11 protein-coding genes and 2 pseudogenes are annotated in these 19,276 nt (G+C 73.2%); 3 read left to right on the top strand and 10 right to left on the bottom strand.

The genetic code is table 11. The features are described from left to right. Positions 1–95 precede the first annotated feature (95 nt). Positions 96–308 (bottom strand): DUF397 domain-containing protein, encoded by a 213-nt coding sequence (locus GA0070623_RS25260; RefSeq protein ID WP_084261499.1) that lies wholly within the window; start codon positions 306–308, stop codon positions 96–98. Further along, positions 299–1,087 carry a helix-turn-helix domain-containing protein gene (locus GA0070623_RS25255; protein ID WP_067312941.1) on the bottom strand — a complete coding sequence of 263 codons (789 nt, stop codon included), beginning with the start codon at positions 1,085–1,087 and terminating at the stop codon, positions 299–301. Before GA0070623_RS25255 ends, GA0070623_RS25260 begins: the two co-directional genes overlap by 10 nt. Before the next feature lie 358 nt (positions 1,088–1,445). Here GA0070623_RS25255 and GA0070623_RS25250 point away from each other — a divergent pair, with 358 nt between their 5' ends. Next, positions 1,446–1,670: a flavin reductase gene (locus tag GA0070623_RS25250; RefSeq protein WP_231932543.1), complete on the top strand. Its 225-nt coding sequence runs from the start codon at positions 1,446–1,448 to the stop codon at positions 1,668–1,670. Between the two features lie 282 nt (positions 1,671–1,952). On the opposite strand, the pseudogene GA0070623_RS25245 reads toward GA0070623_RS25250, so the two are convergent. From GA0070623_RS25245 to ppdK, 6 genes and pseudogenes are all read right to left on the bottom strand, one after another. Next, positions 1,953–2,414: pseudogene (locus tag GA0070623_RS25245) on the bottom strand (hypothetical protein); the annotation flags it as partial. Between the two features lie 335 nt (positions 2,415–2,749). Continuing rightward, the gene (dnaG, locus tag GA0070623_RS25240) at positions 2,750–4,633 is read right to left on the bottom strand and encodes a DNA primase (protein WP_172898464.1); all 1,884 of its coding nucleotides are present in this window, start codon (positions 4,631–4,633) and stop codon (positions 2,750–2,752) included. 64 nt (positions 4,634–4,697) lie between these two features. Continuing rightward, positions 4,698–6,341, bottom strand: coding sequence for a BCCT family transporter (locus GA0070623_RS25235; RefSeq protein ID WP_067312942.1), 1,644 nt, complete (start codon positions 6,339–6,341; stop codon positions 4,698–4,700). A gap of 71 nt (positions 6,342–6,412) precedes the next feature. Further along, positions 6,413–7,246, bottom strand: a complete 834-nt coding sequence (locus tag GA0070623_RS25230) for a siderophore-interacting protein (RefSeq protein ID WP_067312944.1) — start codon at positions 7,244–7,246, stop codon at positions 6,413–6,415. Between the two features lie 309 nt (positions 7,247–7,555). Next, positions 7,556–8,914, bottom strand: a complete 1,359-nt coding sequence (locus GA0070623_RS25225) for a deoxyguanosinetriphosphate triphosphohydrolase family protein (RefSeq protein ID WP_084261630.1) — start codon at positions 8,912–8,914, stop codon at positions 7,556–7,558. Positions 8,915–9,114: 200 nt separating this feature from the next. Beyond that, entirely contained in the window at positions 9,115–11,847 is a 2,733-nt protein-coding gene (gene ppdK / locus GA0070623_RS25220; RefSeq protein ID WP_067315230.1) for a pyruvate, phosphate dikinase, read from the bottom strand. A gap of 313 nt (positions 11,848–12,160) precedes the next feature. On the opposite strand from ppdK, the pseudogene GA0070623_RS25215 reads away from it, so the two are divergent. Further along, positions 12,161–13,963 (top strand): annotated as a pseudogene (locus GA0070623_RS25215) (beta-N-acetylhexosaminidase); the annotation flags it as partial. 901 nt (positions 13,964–14,864) lie between these two features. Beyond that, a complete protein-coding gene (locus GA0070623_RS25210; RefSeq protein WP_067307881.1) occupies positions 14,865–15,521 on the top strand; it encodes a C39 family peptidase in 657 nt (218 codons plus the stop codon). A 138-nt stretch (positions 15,522–15,659) separates the two neighbouring features. Here GA0070623_RS25210 and dusB read toward each other — a convergent pair whose 3' ends face one another. Together dusB and GA0070623_RS25200 are read right to left on the bottom strand one after the other, a co-directional pair. Continuing rightward, entirely contained in the window at positions 15,660–16,751 is a 1,092-nt protein-coding gene (gene dusB / locus GA0070623_RS25205; protein WP_231932866.1) for a tRNA dihydrouridine synthase DusB, read from the bottom strand. 177 nt (positions 16,752–16,928) lie between these two features. Continuing rightward, positions 16,929–19,247, bottom strand: coding sequence for a hypothetical protein (locus GA0070623_RS25200; RefSeq protein WP_157517537.1), 2,319 nt, complete (start codon positions 19,245–19,247; stop codon positions 16,929–16,931). Between the last annotated feature and the right edge of the window lie 29 nt (positions 19,248–19,276).

The following is a 19,276-nucleotide window of genomic DNA, read 5'->3' as shown; positions in this document are numbered from 1 at the left end:
CGGCCACCTCGAGGCAGGCACCGCCGCCACCGTTGCTACAGGTGCTCTATCGCCATCGAGCGCCGCTCAGATCCACGTCTCCGCCACCTCCGACATCAGTTCGAGGAACTGCTGTTGCGATAGCGCCTCGCCACGCTTGACACGAATTGCTGCCATGTCGCGGGGCCGAAGGCCAGCACCGGCCCGTCCGGGTCCTTGGAATCACGCACGGCCACCACGCCGGACAGGTTGTCCGCCACCTCGACACAGGCACCGCCGCCGCCGTTGCTACGGGTGCTCTTGCGCCACCGAGCGTCGCTCAGATCCATGTTTCCGCAACCTCCGCTATCAACTCGATGGACTGCTGCTGCGAAAGTGTCTCACCACGGATCGACTCCCATACCTCGACCACCTCCCGCAGGTAGTCGGTGCGGTCGACCACCTGACCGTGGCGCTGCCCCTCCAGGTAGACGACGTCCTCGCCGGTGGGCGCGGTGGCAATCACCAAGGGGCCGTCAAGACCGGGATAGGCACCGGCGGACAGGGGCACCACCTGGATTCGGACTCGCGGCAGAGTGGTGCCGAGCTTCACCAGGTGCTGCAACTGCGCACACATCACCTCCGGCTGACCAACCCGGCGGCGCAACACATACTCGTCGATGACGGCAGTGAGCAGTGGCGGCCGGTCCCGGGTAAGCACGACCTGACGTTCGATGCGCGTGGCCACCTGCTGTTCGATTTCGTCGACCCCGAAGAGCCCGGCACCGGTCAGAATGGCACGGGCGTATTCTTCGGTCTGGAGCAGACCGGGCACATAGAGCGGCTCGAACCAGCGGAAGGCCACCGCCTCCGACTCCACCGCCGTCCAGTCCCGCGCCCACGGCACCACGGTTTCCCGGCTGATCCGTTTCTGGATGCGCTCGAACCGGCCGTCGGTGGTGAACACCGTGTCGCACCGGCGGGCGAAGTCCAGGCTCGGCCGACGCTCGCAGGTTTCCACCTTGGCGACCAGCGCGCCCGAATAGCTCAGCGCCTCGGCCAGCGCCGCCTGGGTCATGCCGTGGGTGGCCCGTACGAGCCGTAACTCCTCCGCGAAGTGGTCCAGCATCGACGAGCGCTCCAACGGACAGCCTCCATACATCCTCGTACCTGCTGAAACCGACCGGCTCACGCCCCCGTCGTCGACGGGCCGGAACCCTCACCGTAGCCGCAGCATCGACAGACTGTCACCCAGCGGAACCGCTCCCGGGATCGGACGGCGGGCGGAACCAGGCCGGGAGCGTCCGCCGGTGACCACATCGGCGGGCGCTCCTCTCCATCGTGGACGGAGGCTCGACCATGCGACTGCCACTATGGCCGTGTACCGGACTCTCGCGGCACCACCGATCGGGGCACGACGAATGGGGCCACGACGGATCGGGGCACGACGGATCGGGGCTGCGGTGATGCCCCGTTACCGTCCGCACGTGGCCGCCCGCCCTTCCTGGCGTTGCCGGGTGTGCGGGGCCGCCTGGCCGTGCTCCGCCGCCCGGCTGGCGCTGCTCGGGGAGTACCGCGAGGACCGGACCGCCCTGCTGGTCTACCTCGGCACCCTGCTCTGCGAGGCGATGAGCGATTTCGCCACCCTGCACGACGGGGAAACACCGCAGGGCCTCACCGAACGCATCGTGACGTGGGCACGAACCCGATGACAAGCCCGGCGCGGATAGATCTTGGAAGATTCTCGCCCCCAGAGGGGCCATTTCCCTCCAAGATCTACTCTGACCCGAGGGGTCGACGGCATGCTGGTGACCGACACCCGCCGGTCGGCCGGTGACCGCTCGGCCGGCGGTTCGGCGGCACCACCTGCCGTTCAGTCGACGCGGGTCAGGCCGGCACGGCACCACCAGCCATGCGGCGGGGTGGCTCGGGCAGGCCCGGGGGCGGGTGTGCACCACCCAGCGTCCGGTGGCGCGTCGGGCGGGCTGGGGCTGTCAGAGGTCGGCGGGAGCGGTGGCGGCGCGGGCGGCGGCGACGAGCTGATCGGTCTCGTCGCGTACCTCGTCGGCGTCGATCGGGGTGCCGGGGTCGTAGCGGACCGTCCAGGTCAGACCGTCCACCCCGGCCACCCTCCGGGCCGCGATCCGGCCCGAGCCGCCGGGCACCGGGTGCTGCTGGGTGTACGCCACCGAGCGGGTCACCCTGGCACGTACCTGGTGCGGCAGGTCCCCCGGATCGAGCAGCAGGTACGTCCCGGCGGGCCGGTCGGCGACCACCTGGTAGCCGTCCCGCTCGGCGACCGTCTCCGCCACCGTGACGGTCAGCTCACGCCCGGACCAGACGGCCTTGAGGATGTCGTGCCAGCCCAGCCGGTCCTCCCGGCCGGGCAGCCAGAGCCCGAGGTTGGTGGCCACCAGCACCCCGGCACCGGAACCGGTGGTGACCGGCGCAGCGGCACCTTCGGCGGCCGAGGCGGCGGCACCGGTGTTCGCCGGGGCGGCGGCACCGGCACCCGTGACGGCCGGGGCGGCGGCACCGGCACCCGTGACGGCCGAGGCGGCGGCACCGTCACCCGTGACGGCCGAGGCGGCGGCACCGTCACCCGGGGCGGCCGATACGCCGACACCGGAACCGGTGGTGGCCGGGGCGGTGGCATCGGCACCCGGGGTGGCCGGGGCGGTGGTGCTTACGCTGTTTCCGGTGACGGCGGCCCAGGCGAGCACCCGTTCACCGGCGGCCAGCGCGGGACGGGCGGTGGATGGCAGCTTGGGTTTGCGGCCGAACAGTCCCATCAGAGTCCTCCTGCGGCCTGCTCGCGCAGTGCCCGCGCGTGCTGTTCCAGCGAGAGCAGTTCCCCGAAGAGGGCGAAGTACTCGTCCTTCTGGTTGACCGGGTTGATCCGCTGGATCTTGGACTTGAGGTCCCGGATCCGGGCGGTCACCGAGCCCCACTGCAACTGGGCGAGGGTGCTGGAGACGTACCTCGGGTCGGGTTCGCCGTCGATCCGCAGTGGCTCCACGGCCAGCTCGCTGACCAGCGCCTGGGCGGCGAGGTCCGCGCAGGCGTCCCGGACCGCCTCGATCCACACCGCGCCGCCGCCGGCCGCCGCCACCCCGCCGGCCGCCGTGATCGCGGTACGGACCGCCGCGTGCACCGGGTGCCGGTACTCGGCGGCCTCGACCGCGTCGAACATCGGCCCGGCGAGGACCGGCTCCTGGAGGGCGAGCTTCAGCGCCTCCCGCTCGACCATCGACTCCGGACTGTCCACGGCCGGCGCGGCCGGACGGGTCCGGCCCCGGGGCGGGTCGGCCGTCTCCCGCTCGCCCGGGGCATGGGCGGCGGCCAGCACGGCCCGCTGCACCGGCTCGATCTCCATACCGAGGTCACCGGCGAGCTTGCGGACGTACTCGGGGCGCTTCTCCCGGTCTTTGATCTTGGCGACCAGCGGGGCGGCCCGGCGCATCGCCTCCACCCGGCCGTCCACCGTGTCCAGGTCGTAGCGGTTGATCACGTGTCGGAGGGCGAAGTCGACGAGCGGCTCCCGGCGGGCCACCAGGTCGCGGATCGCCAGGTCGCCCTTTGCCAACCGCAGGTCGCACGGGTCCATGTTGTCCGGGCTGACCGCGATGAAGGTACGCCCGACGAAGCGCTGGTCGTCCTCGAAGGCGCGGAGCGCGGCCTTCTGGCCGGCGGCGTCCCCGTCGAAGGTGAAGATGACCTCACCGGCCACCGCGTCGGTGTCGAGCAGCAGCCGGCGCAGTACGCCGATGTGGTCGGCGCCGAAGGCGGTGCCGCAGGTCGCCACAGCGGTGGGCACCCCGGCCAGGTGACAGGCCATCACGTCGGTGTACCCCTCGACGACGACCACCCGGCCCTGCTTGGCGATCTCCCGCTTGGCCTGGTCGATGCCGTAGAGGACGTGCGACTTCTTGTAGATCGGCGTCTCGGGGGTGTTGAGGTACTTCGGGCCGTCGTCGTCGTCGAAGAGTTTCCGCGCCCCGAACCCGATCACGTCACCGGCGATGTCCCGGATCGGCCACATCAGCCGGCGACGGAACCGGTCGATCAGGGTGCCCGAGCGGGACGGGCGGGACAGCCCGCCGGTGACCAGCTCGTCGTGGGTGAACCCCTGCTGACGCAGGTGCTTGGTGAGCAGGTCCCAGGCGTCCGGGGCGAAGCCGCAGCCGTACCGCTGCGCGGCGGCCCGGTCGAAGCCGCGACGGGCCAGGAACTCCCGGGCCGGACGGGCGCCGGCCGTGCTGAGCTGCGACTGGTAGAACTCCACGGCGGCGGCGTGCGCCGCCACCAGCCGCTGCTTCTGCCCCTGCTGCGGGCGGGACCGGGGGGCGGCCTGGTCACCCTCGACGTAACGGAGCTGGATGCCGGCCCGGTCGGCGAGCCGCTCGACGGACTCGATGAAGCTGAGATGCTCGGCGTCCATCAGGAACTTGATCGCGTCGCCGCCGACCCCGCAGCCGAAGCAGTAGAAGACGTTACGGGCCGGCGAGACGTTGAACGACGGGCTCTTCTCGTCGTGGAACGGGCAGAGGCCCTTGAGGTTTCCGCCGCCGGCCGACTTGAGGGTCACCGTGTCCGAGATGACCTCGGCGATGGAGGTGCGCTCGCGGACCAACGCGATGTCCTCGTCCCGGATCCGGCCAGCCACCGACGCCACCTCCTCGGGCTACATCCTGCCCTGCCGGACCGACGATCCGTCGGGCGGGTGGCGAACGCCCGACTCAGCGGGGACGCCGGTGCAGCCAGTGGGTGACCGGCGGCGGGTTCTCCTCGTCGTACGACCGGGCGGCCCGTACCGCGGCGGCCAGGCCGGACCGACGGCCCCGGTCCGGGTGCAGGTCGACCGCCGGATCCCGGGCCATGTCTCGCAGCAGCGCCACGGCGAGCCCGAGCATCACCACCACGAACGGCAGCGCCACCATGATGGTCGCCTGTTGCAGGGCGGCCAGGCCGCCGGCGAGCAGCAGCGCGGCGGCGACCGCGCCGATCAGGACCCCCCAGAGCACCACGAGTACGCGGTGCGGGCGCAGTGCGCCGCCCGAGCTGAGCGACCCCAGCACCAGCGACGCCGAGTCGGCGCTGGTCACGAAGTAGAGCGCGATGAGCACCATGGCCAGCACGCTGGTGACGGTCCCCAGCGGTAGCGCGTCCAGCAGCCCGAACAGCGCCTGCTCGCTGCCCGCCCCGACGTCGGCCACCAGATCGCGGGTGCCGCTGGCCTGGGTACGCAGGGCGCTGCCGCCCATGATCGCGAACCAGATCGCGCTCGCCCCGCTGGGCACCAGCAGGACCCCGACCAGGAACTGGCGCACGGTCCGCCCGCGCGAGATCCGCGCGATGAAGGTGCCGACGAACGGTGCCCAGGAGATCCACCAGGCCCAGTAGAAGATCGTCCAGGACCCGAGCCACGCCGGGTCGGAGAACGCGCCGGTACGGGTGGACATGAACACCAGGCTGCTGAGGTAGTCGCCGATCGACGCGGGCAGCACCTCCAGCGTGTAGATCGTCGGCCCCACCACGAACACGAAGATCATCAGCAGTACGGCCAGCAGGACGTTGGTGGTGGACAGCCACTTGACCCCCCGGTGCAGGCCGGAGAAGGCCGAGGCCACGAAGGCCAGGGTGAGCGCGCCGATCACGATCAGCTCCACCGCCCGGGTGTCCGGCACCCCGGCCACCAGGTCCAGACCGGCGGCCACCTGGAGCGCGCCGAGCCCGAGGCTGGTGGCCGAACCGAAGACCGTGGCGAAGACGGCGAGCAGGTCGACGGCCTTCCCGGGCACCCCGTCGGCCCGCGCGCCGAGCAGCGGACGGAACGCAGCCGAGATCCGGTTGTCCCGCCCCCGGCGGAACGTCGAGTACGCCAGCGCGAGCGCGGTGACGGCGTAGATCCCCCACGGGTGCAGCGTCCAGTGGAACAGCGTGTACTGCATGGCCGCCGCCCCGGCAGCCGGGGTCTGTGCCGCGACCCCGGTGGCCGGCGGCGGCGTGGCGTAGTGCTGGATCGGCTCGGCCACCGCGAAGAAGACCAGCCCGATGCCCATCCCCGCGCTGAACATCATGGCGATCCAGGCCACCGTGTTGAACTCCGGCTGGTCCTCGTCGGCGCCCAGCCGGATCCGGCCGTACCGGGAGGCCGCGATGACCAACGCGAGCACCAGGAAGGCATCCGCCGCGACGACGAAGAACCAGCCGAAGGTGCCGATCACCCAGGCCAACCCGGCCTCGCCGAAGCTGGCCAGCGAACCGCGCGCGGACACCCCCCAGAGCACGACCGCCAGCACCCCGCCGACGCCCAGGGCGAGCACCACCGGGTCGGGTCTGCCGCCCGCTCGCGTACCGACGTCCCGCACCCGTTCAGCCATGGTCGTATCGTCCCGGCCGATGACCCCGGCAGCAGGTGATTCCGCCCAATCTCCGGATCCGTGGATGATGCTCAGCCGACGGCGGCGGCCTCCTCGGCCTCGACCTGCCGGTTCCAGTCCGGCTTGGTGGAGCGCCAACCCTCGTCGTCCATGCCCTGTCGCCAGTAGCCGGAGATCGACAGCGCCTCCCGGGGCACCCCCCGCTCGACCCGCAGCAGCCGGCGCAGCTCCTTGACGAAGGTGGCCTCGCCGTGCACGAACGCGTGCACCCGACCGGGCGGGAACTCCAGCTCCCGGACGGCCGCGACCAGGGCCTCGCCGACCGGCCGACCGGCCCGGTGCAGCCAGGTCAACGCCACCGCGCCGGGGCTGGGCAACACCTGCTCGTCGGCCGGGTCGGCGACCTCGACCAGGACGACCGCCGGGGCGCCCTCGGGCAGCCGTTCCAGCGCGGCACCGATCGCCGGCAGGGCGCTCTCGTCGCCCACCAGCAGGTGCCAGTCGGCCGTCGGGTCCGGCGCGTACGCCCCACCCGGGCCGACGAACAGCACCTCGTCGCCGGGACGCAGCCGCGCCGCCCACGGCCCGGCCAACCCCTCGTCCCCGTGGTGCACCACGTCGATGGTCAGCTCGCCGGCCGCCGCATCCCAGGCCCGCACCGTGTACGCCCGCAGCCTGGGCCACTGCTCCCGGGGCAGCTCCCGCTTGACCGCCGTCAGGTCCAACGGCCTCGGCAGCTCCACCCCCTCGGGCGGGAAGACCAGCTTGACGTAGTGGTCGGTGAAATCCCCCACCGGCAGCCCGGCCAACTCCTCCCCACCGAGAACGAGCCGGACCAGGTGCGGGGTGGGCCGTCCGGTCCGCACCACCCGTGCCGCAGTAACCATCTTGGAGCGCTCCGCCATAAAACTAAGGCTACCCTAACTCCCCCACCCCTCCCTCCCCCCACCCCTCCCTCCCCCCACCCCTCCCTCCCTCCCCCTCTCCCCCCGCCCCGCCGCACCCACCCCGCCAGGCCCCCGTGATCAAGAGGTTTGCGTCACGTTAGTGATCAACTTTGACGCAGACCTCTTGATCACCTGACGCAAATCTCTTGATCACCGGGCCGGGGCGAGGGGCGGGCGGGACGAGCAGGCGGGGCGGGTGGACCGAGGCGAGCAGGCGGGACGAGGCGAGCAGGCGGGGGCGGGTGGGGTGGGGCGGGTGGAGGGTGTTCAGGTGAGGCGGGTGTGCCAGGTCAGGGCGGCGGGGTCGGTGAGGGAGGCGACCTGGTCGATGACCACGCGCAGGCGGGCACCGTCGTCTGCGGCCTGCCGCCACAGCGGGGCGAAGACCGGGTCGAGGGCGTCCGGGGCGCGGTCGGTGAGCGCGGTGACCAGTTCGGTGATCACCTCGCGTTGTCGCAGGTAGCGGGCGCGGGCGTCGGGGCGGCACATGACGTACCGCCAGGCGATGCCCTTGAGCAGCGCGCACTGTGCCCTGATCCGGCGCGGCACCACCAGGTCGGCGGCGTACCGGTGGTGGGGGCCGGGGCCGAAGCGCTCCCGGGTGGCCCCGACGACGGTCGCCACGAACCGGCCGGTGAGGACGCTGGTCGTGGCCTTCAGGGCGACCTGCGCCCGGTGACTGCCGTCGTACCCGGCCAGCGGGGTGAGCGCCGGATCGGCGAGCAGCTCGACCAGCACCTCGCCGAGGTCGTCCGGGGACTCCCCCGAGTAGACGGCGGCCACGTCGGCGCAGAGCGCGGCGCGCTCGTCGGGGTCGTGCAGGAGGGGACGCAGCGAGACGTAGCCGCCGTGGATGCCGTCCTCGACGTCGTGCACCGAGTACGCCACGTCATCGGCCCAGTCCATGACCTGCGCCTCCAGGCAGCGACGGGCACCGTCGAACGGGTCCACGCCGGCCCTGTCCCCGCCGGCGGCCACCCCGGCACCGGGCACACCGACGCCGGACGGGGTGGCGGGGCTGCCGGCGCGCAGCCAGTCGAAGACCGGGCGGTCGTCGCCGTACACGCCGAACTTGCGCAGCCCGGGGCGGCGGGGCCAGGGGTACTTGCTGACCGCGTCGAGCGCGGCCCGGGTGAGGTTCAGCCCGGCGGGGCGGCCGTCCGGGGCGAGCACCTTGGCCTCCAGCCGGGTGAGCACCCGCAGCGTCTGCGCGTTGCCCTCGAAGCCGCCGCAGGACGCGGCGAGCCCGTCGAGGGTGTCCTCCCCGTTGTGCCCGAACGGCGGGTGCCCGAGGTCGTGGGCCAGCCCGGCGGTGTCCACCAGGTCGGGGTCGCAGCCGAGCCGGGCACCCATCTCCCGGGCGATCTGGGCCACCTCCAGCGAGTGGGTCAGCCGGGTACGCAGAAAGTCGTCGGTCCCGGCCACGTGCACCTGGGTCTTCGCGGCGAGCCGGCGGAAGGCCGCCGAGTGCAGCACCCGGGCCCGGTCTCGCTCGTACGGCGACCGGCCGTGGCCGGTGTCCTTCGGCGGCTCCTCGGCCCACCGCTGCGCGTCGAACGCCTGCGCGTCGAACCCCTGGGCGTCGGACGCCTGCCCGGCGGCTGGTGCGGCGGGAAACTCCACCATCCGGCCACCCTTCCCGGTCGTACCCCGTGGTCGTGGGCACCCAGGTTACGCCGCGACGCGCCCGGACAGCCCGGGCATCGGGACGCGGACGCCCAGCCGCGCCGGACACCGGGCACCAGACACCGGGCACAGGGCACCGGACAGCCAGACGCCGGACGCGCGACGCCCACCGACAAGCGGCCGGTGGGCGTCGCGGGCGGTCAGCGGCTGTCGGAGCCGGCGGTCTCGATGGCGGCCCGGCCGGCCTCCAGCCGGGCGACCGGCACCCGGAACGGCGAGCAGGAGACGTAGTCCAGCCCCACCTCGTGGAAGAAGTGCACCGAGTCGGGGTCGCCGCCGTGTTCGCCGCAGACGCCGAGTTTCAGCCCGGGGCGGGCGGCCCGGCCCTCCTCGGCGGCGATCCGGATCAGCCGGCCCACGCCGTCACGGTCGATCGACTCGAACGGGGAGATGCCGAAGATGCCCAGTTCCAGGTAGCGCCAGAAGAACGCGCCCTCGACGTCGTCGCGGGAGAAGCCCCAGCCCATCTGGGTGAGGTCGTTGGTGCCGAAGGAGAAGAACTGCGCCGCCTCGGCGATCTGGCCGGCGGTCAGCGCCGCCCGGGGCACCTCGATCATCGTGCCGATCAGCACCTCGACCCCGCTGTCCCCGACCACCTCGGCGATGATCTTCTCGGCTTCGGCGCGTACCGTCTCCAGCTCCTGGACCGCGCCGACCAGCGGGACCATGATCTCCGGGCAGGCGGTGCCGCCGTCGCGGGTGACCGCGACGGCCGCCTCGGCGATGGCCCGGACCTGCATCGCGAACAGGCCGGGGATGACCAGGCCGAGGCGCACGCCGCGCAGGCCGAGCATCGGGTTCTCCTCGTGCATACGCCGGACGGCGGCGAGCAGCGCCTCCTCCTTGGCGACGTCCTCGCCGCGTTCCTGGGCGACCGCGACGTTGACCGCGAGCTGCTCCAGCGGGGGCAGGAACTCGTGCAGCGGCGGGTCGATCAGCCGGACGGTGACCGGCAGCCCGGCCATCTCGCGGAAGATCTCCACGAAGTCCCGGCGCTGCAGGGGCAGCAGAGCGGCGAGGGCGGCGGTGCGGTCGGCGTCGGTGGCGGCGAGGATCAGCCGCTCGACCAGTTCCCGCCGGTCACCGAGGAACATGTGCTCGGTGCGGCACAGGCCGATGCCCTCGGCGCCGAAGCGCCGGGCACGCGCCGCGTCGGCCCCGGTGTCGGCGTTCGTCCGCACGGCCAGCCGCCGTCGCGTGTCGGCATGCGTCATGATCCGGTGTACGGCCCGGACGAGCGCGTCGTCGGTCCGCTCCGGGTCGAGGCTGCCCTCGAAGTACTGCACCACCTCGGACGGCGTGACCGGCACCTCGCCCAGGTAGACCCTGCCGGTGGTGCCGTCGATGGAGACGACGTCGCCCTCGACGACGGTGTGCCCGCCGACGGTGAACCGCCTGGCCGGCACGTCGACCTCGAGCCCGTCGGCCCCGGAGACGCAGGTCTTGCCCATCCCCCGGGCCACCACGGCGGCGTGGCTGGTCTTGCCGCCGCGCGAGGTGAGGATGCCCTGGGCGGCGATCATGCCGTTGAGGTCGTCGGGGTTGGTCTCCCGGCGGACCAGGATCACCGACTTCCCCTCGGCGGCCAGCTCGACCGCGCGGGCCGAGGTGAAGACCACCGCGCCGGACGCGGCCCCCGGGGAGGCCCCGATGCCCCGGGCGACCGCCTCGAACTCGTGGTCGAGCTGGAAGCGGGGGAACATGAGCTGGGCGAGCTGCGCCCCGTTGACCCGGTGCAGCGCCTCGTCCAGGTCGATCAGGCCTTCGTCGACGAGCTGGCCGGCGATGACGAACGCGGCGGCGGCGGTGCGCTTGCCCACCCGGGTCTGGAGCATCCACAGCTTGCCCCGCTCGATGGTGAACTCGATGTCGCAGAGGTCCCGGTAGTGACCCTCCAGCCGGGCCATGATGTCGAGCAGTTCGCGGTAGGACTTCGGGTCGAGCCGTTCCAGCTCCTGCAACGGCACGGTGTTGCGGATGCCGGCGACGACGTCCTCCCCCTGGGCGTTGGCCAGGTAGTCGCCGTAGATGCCCTGCGCGCCGCTGCCCGGGTCGCGGGTGAAGGCGACCCCGGTGCCGGAGTCGGGGCCGAGGTTGCCGAAGACCATCGCCACCACGTTGACGGCGGTGCCCAGGTCGGCGGGGATGCGTTCCTGGCGGCGGTAGAGGATCGCCCGCTCGGCGTTCCACGACGCGAAGACCGCCCGGATGGCCAGGTCGAGCTGTTCCCGCGGCTCCTGCGGGAACTCCCGCCCGGTGTGCTCGGCGAAGATCTTCTTGTACGTCTCCACCAGTCCGCGCAGGTCGTCGGCGTCGAGGTCGAGGTCGTCGTGGGCGCCCTTGGCGCGCTTGGCCTCGTCGAGGGCGTGCTCGAACTGCTCGCCCGGCACCTCGCAGACGGTCTTGCCGAACATCTGGATCAGCCGGCGGTAGGAGTCCCAGGCGAACCGGTCGGCGCTGCCGGAGGAGTCCGGGTCGGCGCTGCTCGCCTGCCGGGCGAGCCCCTCGACGCTGCGGTCGTTGAGGCCGACGTTGAGGACGGTCTCCATCATGCCGGGCATGGAGAACCTGGCGCCGGAGCGTACCGAGACGAGCAGCGGGTCCTGCGGGTCGCCGAGCCGCCGGCCCATCCCACGTTCCAGCGCCTCCAGGTGGGTCTCGATCTGCCCGGCCAGCCCGTCCGGCTCCCGTCCGGTCGCCAGGTACGCCTGGCAGGCCTCGGTGGTGATGGTGAAGCCGGGCGGCACCGGCAGGCCGAGGTTGGTCATCTCGGCGAGGTTGGCCCCCTTGCCGCCGAGCAGGTCCTTGAGTTCCTTGTTGCCCTCGGCGAAGTCGTAGACGTACTTGTCGCCAGCCTTCTCCTGCACTGTCACCAGAAGCCTCCCACGCGCGCCGGAATTGACACTTAACGAAGGTTCAGTTCTGACCTACCCCGGGGCCAACCTGCGGCCATCGGGCCTGGTCAGCGATCGGTGGGCGAAGGTTAAGCGAACATCGGGCGGCCCGGGACCGTTCGGTGACAATAGGCACAGCCGTCACGACTATCCGCGTTCGCGCGGGTTTCTGGGAACGCTTCCACGAGCACGATCACGCAATTCCGGTTTCTCCTCGTACCCTTGACGTCACCGGTTTCGCCAAACCTGACCTTTGCCATATCCCTCGCGAATACACCCCCGGAGCCGCCCCGTGTCGCGCACCCCACGTACCGGCGTCGCCCCCGTCCCCGAGCAGCCGCGGCGGGCCGACGCCGGCCCACCCCCGGCCGCACCGCTGGCCGCACCGGCCCCGGTCACGCCGCAGGGGTCGCCCACCGTGACGCCGGCAGGGGCGGCGACGGCCACGCCGCAGGGGTCGCCCACGGTGACGCCGTCCGCGACCGCGCTGGCCCGTAGCGCGGCGGAGGCCGCCGGTCGGCTGCTCGCCCGGCCGACCGTCGGGTTGGGTGACGTGGTGCCCGCGCCCGTGTCGGTGCGCCCGCGGCCGGCCGCCGACCTCGTCCTCCCCGCCGACGCGGCGGTACGGGTGAGCGCCGACCCGGCCGCCAGGGAGGTCGCGGAGCACCTCGCGGAGCTGCTCCGCCCGGCCACCGGCTACCCGCTCCCGGTCGCCGACCTGCCGACCGCCCCGGGTCCGCTACAGCTCACCCTGGGCGCTGCCGCAGCGCCCCGCCCGACGGGGGCGGCGGCCGGCGACGAGGAGGGATACCGGCTCGACGTCGACCCCGACGGGGTACGGATCACCGCCGACACCGCGACCGGCCTCTTCCACGGCGTACAGACACTGCGGCAACTGCTGCCCACGGCGGTGGAGAGCCGGACGCCGGTGGCCGAACGCTGGGTGGTACCCGGCGGGACGATCGTCGACCGACCCCGCTTCCCCTACCGGGGCGCGATGCTCGACGTGGCCCGGCACTTCTTCGGGGTCGACGACGTGTGCCGGGTGCTCGACCACCTGGCCCGGTACAAGCTCAACCACCTGCACCTGCACCTCACCGACGACCAGGGCTGGCGGATCGCCGTCGACTCCTGGCCCCGGCTGACCGCCGTCGGCGGGCGCACCGAGGTGGGCGGTGGCCCCGGCGGCTGGTACACGGCCGCCGACTACCGGCGCATCGTCGAGTACGCCGCCCGCCGGCACATCACCGTCGTCCCCGAGGTCGACCTGCCCGGCCACACCAATGCGGCGCTGGTCGCGTACCCCGAACTCGCGCCGGACAAGGTCGCGCCGCCGCCGTACACCGGCACCGAGGTCGGCTTCAGCCATGTCGACCCCGCCGACGAGCGGACGTACGCCTTCGTCGCCGACGTGCTCGGCGAGCTGGCCGCGGCGACCCCCGGGCCGTGGCTGCACATCGGCGGCGACGAGGCGTACAAGGTCAAGGGGGTGGCCTACACCGGCTTCGTGGAGCGGGTGCAGCGGATCGTCGCCGGGCTCGGCCGGACCGTGGTCGGCTGGCACCAGATCGCCCCCGCCGGGCAGGTCGACGGCCGGGTGCTCCAGTGGTGGGGCACCGACGGCGACGACCCCACCGTGGCCGAGGCGGTACGGCGGGGCGCGCGGCTGATCCTCTCCCCCGGCAACCACGCGTACCTGGACATGAAGTACACCCCGGACACCCCGCTCGGACACGACTGGGCGGGCCTGATCGACGTGCACCGGGCGTACCACTGGGATCCGGCGACCCACCTGGCCGGCGTCCCCGCCGAGGCGGTGCTCGGCCTGGAGGCCCCGCTCTGGACCGAGTCGGTGACCTCGATGGCCGAGATCGAGTTCCTGCTCCTCCCCCGCCTGCCCGCCCTCGCCGAGGTGGCCTGGTCCACCCCGTCCACCCGCAGCTGGGCCGGCTTCCGGGACCGGCTCGCCGGCCACGGCCCCCGCTGGCACGCCGCCGGCATCGCCTTCCACCCGTCCCCGGAGATCCCCTGGCCGGCTGCACCGCCCGTCCGCCACCTCCCCCGCACCGCACCCACCTCCCGCCCCACACACACCGCAACCAGCCGGCACCTTCCCCCCGCCGCAGACGCGCCCCGCAGTCCCGCCCTCGACCAGCCCTCACCCGCTCACACACCCGCCCCCGAGACACCGCAGCCGATGCCGGCGCCGGTGCCACGGGCCAACGACACCCGCACCTCCTGACCGGCGGCTGCTGTACCTCTCCGATCCGCCGGCAGGCCCAGGCCCCGACCCGATGGCCCCAGAACCACGTTCCGTCACATCCAGACGGAGACCGCCCACAACTACGCAGAGTGAGCAATTCTCGACCTCATCGAGCAGGCCACCCAACCCCTCCGCCCCTTGAATTGGCCTGACCTGCCCGTTCCCACCAACCCCAGCAACCACCACCAACCCCCGTCCCCATCCTTTGCTCTGCCGCCACATACGCACCAGACACCCGCCGTGACTGTCGCGCCGAGGGCGGCAGAGCAAAGGATGGGGACGGGTCAGGGGTGGGGGTGTGGTCCATGACGCTCAGTGACCGGATTGGGGGTCGGTGACGGTGTCGTCGGATGCGGGGTCTGCGCTGGCGGATCGGCCACGGTCCGGGTGACGGGGGTCACCCGCAGGGTGGAATCGTCGGCCGGGCGGGGTCGTTACACCTGGCATCGGCGCGATCCCGTCCCCCGGCCGGCCTGGCCCGGACGCGGATGCGCCCAGCGCGGATGCGCCCAGCGCGGATGCGCCCAGCGCGGATGCGCTGCGCCAGCGAGCCGGCCGGGCGGGCGCGGAATGCCTGCGCCACCGGCTCGGTTACACATCCCCGGCCGGCACCCCGCGAACCGCCGGTCCGAGCTACCTCTTCACCTGCCCCACGGCGCGACCATGCCCGTCCCGCACCCCCTGCGGACGTGTCCGGGCGTGGACCCCCGAGATGCAGAGGAGCACCCCCGCCATGCGTACCGACATCCTGCGTAAGACCGTGCTGACCGCTGCCGGCCTGGCCGTCACCGCCGGTGGCATCGCCGGCCCCGCGCTGGCCGCGCACGCCGCCGAGACCAACCGGCCCGCCGCCGTGGTGCAGACCGACCGCCGGCCCGCCGACGAGCGGGAGCTGAAGGTCGACTACGCGGCCCAGCCGAACTTCTACTACTGCGGCCCCGCCGCCGCCCGTAACGCGCTGAGCGTCCAGGGTAAGAAGATCGACGTGGACGCCATGGCCAAGGAGATGGGCACCACCGAGAGCGGCACGGACAGCATCAACGACATCACCCCGATCCTGAACAAGGAGACCGGCCGCAAGGACGCCTACCGGAGCACCGAGATCCCGGCTGGCAAGGTCGACGGCAAGCGCGTGGAGCAGCTGCGCGCCGACATCGTCCGGGCGGTGGACGACGGCCGCGCCGTGGTCGCCAACATCGCCGGCACCGCCACCGACACCGACGGCAACACCCACTCCTTCGAGGGCGGGCACTACATCAGCGTCGTCGGTTACCGCGACGGTGGGCGGGTCGTGACGATCGCCGACTCGGCCAACCCGGACACCGCCGCCTACCGGATCGACGTCGACGAGTTGGCCCACTGGATCGCCAGTCGCGGCTACGCCTCCTGACCCGTCCCACCCGGCACGGGCGAAGGGCCGACCCCGAGGGGCCGGCCCTTCGCCGTGCGGCGCCGCGCAGCACGGTCACGAGACGGCACGGCCGGCAGGCAGCGCCGCCGAAGGGTGGCCGGGACGCCGCCGGTGGTCTCAGCCGCCCGAGTCGTCCAGCTCGGCGCCCTCGGGGACGGTGTCGTCGTCCCGGCTCGCCAGCCAGCCTTCGGGCAGGAAGACCTTGCCGGGGGAGTTCGTCCGGCCGCGCGGCTGGCCGAGGGCGGCCACCGGGAAGGGCTCGGCCGCGTCGAGCTTGCCCAGCAGGTCGTCCAGCTGGGCCAGGCTCTCGATCATGGCGAGCTCCCGGCGCAGCCCGCTACCCACCGGGAAGCCCTTGAGATACCAGGCGACATGCTTGCGGAAGTCGGTGCAGCCGTCCCGCTCGCCCCGGGCCGGGGTGCGTGAACCGGCGGTGAACTGGTCCACCAGCAGTTCGGCGTGCCGCCGCATGGTCACCGCGACCTCGCCGAGGGTCGGCAGCCGGCGCTCCGGCCGGCCGTCGAACGCCGCCTCCAGGTCGGCGAAGAGCCACGGCCGCCCCAGGCAGCCCCGGCCCACCACCACCCCGTCCACCCCGGTGTGGGCCACCATCCGCAGCGCGTCGTCGGCCTCCCAGATGTCGCCGTTGCCGAGCACCGGCACGTCGAGCGCCTGCTTGAGGGTGGCGATGGCGTCCCAGTCGGCGGTGCCGGAGTACCGCTGCGCGGCGGTACGCCCGTGCAGGGCGACCGCCGCGACCCCGGCGTCCTGGGCGGCCAGCCCCGCCTCGACGTACGTCAGGTGGTCGTCGTCGATGCCCTTGCGCATCTTGACCGTGACCGGCACCCCGGCGGGTGACGCGGCGTCCACCGCGGCCCGGACCAGCCGGGCGAAGAGCCGGCGACGCCAGGGCAGGGCCGACCCGCCGCCCCGCCGGGTCACCTTCGGCACCGGGCAGCCGAAGTTCAGGTCGATGTGGTCGGCCAGGTCACGCTCCACCACGATCCGCACCGCCGCCGCGGTGACCTCCGGGTCGGTGCCGTAGAGCTGGAGACTGCGCGGCTGCTCGTCGGCACCGAAGGCGATCATGCGCAGGGTCTTCGGGTTCCGCTGGACCAGCGCGATCGTAGTGATCATCTCGCAGACGTAGATGCCACCGCCCTGCTCCCGGCAGAGCTGCCGGAAACCGACGTTGGTGATGCCGGCCATCGGCGCGAGCACCACCGGCGGCCACACCTGGTGGGGGCCGATGGTGAGCGGGCGCGGGACCGCAGCGGGACTGGTCACGTACCCCAGAATCCCATGCCGTCGGTGGACCGCCCACCCGCGGTGGCCGGTCCACCGACCCGACGGTGGGCGAAGCCACACCGCGACGGCGGCCGCCGGTCAGTAGCCCCTGCCCGGACGCGACAGGATCAGGGCCGAGACGTCCACGATCACCGCGGTCGCGGCCCGGACGTGGACGGCGAACGCGAACGGCTCGCCGTCGTGGACGCCCAGCGGCACCTCCACCAGGTTGGACAGGACCTGGTTCGGCCCCCACCAGTTCAGCGAGGAGGTCTCCGGCCTGGTCACCCCCGCCTGGAAGGCGGTGAGCACTCCCCCGGCGACCGTGTCCGCAACGGTGACGTTGAGGAAGGCACCGACCGCCACCCCGTCCGGCACCGACGGGACGCGGCCGAGGGTCAGGTGCAGGGTGCGGCCCGCCTGCAACCTGCCCGACACCACCCCGTCGGCACCGGCGAGGACGTTGGCGGAATAGCTGGCCAGTGCCCGGGTGTCCAGCAGACGCACCGGGGGGACGGCCACCGTCCGGTTGGCCCAGCGCGACGTGTGGACGTACGCCCGCCGGCCGTCCCGGCCACCGACGACCAGATCGCCGACGGGGGTCACGGCGAGGGAACCGGTCGGCAGCTCCACCGGGACGGCGCTCTCCGGCGTGGGGAACAGCCGCAGCATCGGGCCGGTGCCCCGCAGCGCCAGCGTCGGGGCCGTCGCCGAGCCACCGACCAGCACCGTCTCGGCCGTACCCGCGTCGTTGGTCTGCCCGCCGACCACCGGAGCGCCGGGCGCGGCGGCCTGTCTGATCGCCCGGGCCCGCGCCCGGCGGCCGGCGGAGCCGGCGGTGGTGCGGGCCGGCCCCGGACGGGCGCCGACGGCGGAGTCCGGGTGGTGGACCAGCAGGCCGGTCAGGTCGAGGACCACCGCCGCCGCGCTCTTCTGGAGGTGGATGCCGACCACATCCGGGTAGTGGTCGCCGCCGACCGTCTCGTAGTCGCCGAGCTGGGTGATCACCCCGTTGGACAGCAGCTGGCCGGCGGTCCACCAGTTGACGGTGGATGCGACGGGCAGGCCGCCGGTCCCCCACACCGTGGCGAAGCCACCCCGGGTGGTGTCCGCCACGGTGAGGTTCCCCAGCATCCCGTCGCCGTACTCGACGAGGCCGCGCAGGTGCACGACCAGCAGCGTCTCGGCCAGCACCCGGCCCCGGGCGTCGATCCGGGCGGCGCCCTCCAGCAGCCGGGACCGACCGGCGGCGCTGCGGGTGTCGAGGATCCGGGTCGGCGGGACCGGCACCAGCATGGTCGCGTTCGCCGTGCTGTACGCGGTGTGCCCGCCGGAGCTGCCGTCGCCGACGTACAGCCCGCCCGGGTCGACGCCGACGACGCCCACGTCCAGCATGCCGGGACGGCGACCGGCCTCCGGGGTCAGCTCCAGGGTCGCCCCGGTCGGGTTCCGCAGCGCCAGCGTGGCGGCGCCGTCCGGGGCGGCACTGGTCAGCGTGGTGACGCCGGGGCTGTTCGGCACGCCGATGACGACCGGCTCACCGGGGGCGACCGCCACCCGGGCCGGCTCCACCGGGGGCGCGGCGGCGGCAGCGGCGGTGCCCGCGGGGACCTGGCCCGGGTGGCCGACCAGCAGACCGGTCAGGTCGACGATCACATGGGTCGGTGCGGAGACCTGCACCGTCAGCACGCTGCGGTACCCGCCGACGGTGCCCAGCTCGGCGAAGAGGAAGTTGGACAGGATCTGACCGGCGGCCGACCAGTTCACCGTCGACGCGGTCGGCCTGGCACCACTGCCCCACGCGGTCAGGAAGCCCGGACCGGCCATCCCGACCACCGTCACGTTGCCCTTGACGGCCCGGCCGTCCCGGACCAGGTGGTCCAGGCTCAGCACGATCGGGTTGCCGGGGGTCAGCCGGCCGGTCGGGTCGAGCGTCGAGGCCCCCGAGACGATGGTGCGGCGCAGGTCCGGATCCCGGCTGTCGAGCACCCGGGTCGGCCGCACCGGGACCGAGGTGGTCGCCCACTCGCTCGTCCACAGCCAACTGTCGACCTCCCCGCCGGGCGGACCGGCCCGCACGAACAGGTCCCCCGCCGGGTCCACCGCGACGGTGCCGGCCACCGCATCCTGCACCTGCGGGTAGACCTGCTCGCCGGGCACCAGCCGCAAAGGCGCACCGGCGGTGTTGCGCAGGGTCAGCCCGGCGTAGCCGACGTCGAGCGTGGTGGTCGCCGGGCCGGAGTCGTTTGTCGTACCCATGGTGAGGTGGTCGCCCGGGGCGGCCCGGGCGGTGCCGACCAGGCCGACGGTGGCGGCGACGCCGGTGCCCGCGCTGGCGACGGCGACCGTCACGGCCCGGCGCAGCAGCCGGCGACGGTCCGGGGAGTGATCGTGGTCAGGTCGCGCCGCACCCGTCATGCCCACCCCCGGTAGAGATCCAGCACCGG

Origin of the sequence: Micromonospora rifamycinica, assembly GCF_900090265.1 — a bacterium.
Classification (GTDB): domain Bacteria; phylum Actinomycetota; class Actinomycetes; order Mycobacteriales; family Micromonosporaceae; genus Micromonospora; species Micromonospora rifamycinica.
The sequence above is the reverse complement of the archived record's forward strand: the minus strand, read 5'-3'. Positions and strand labels throughout refer to the sequence as shown.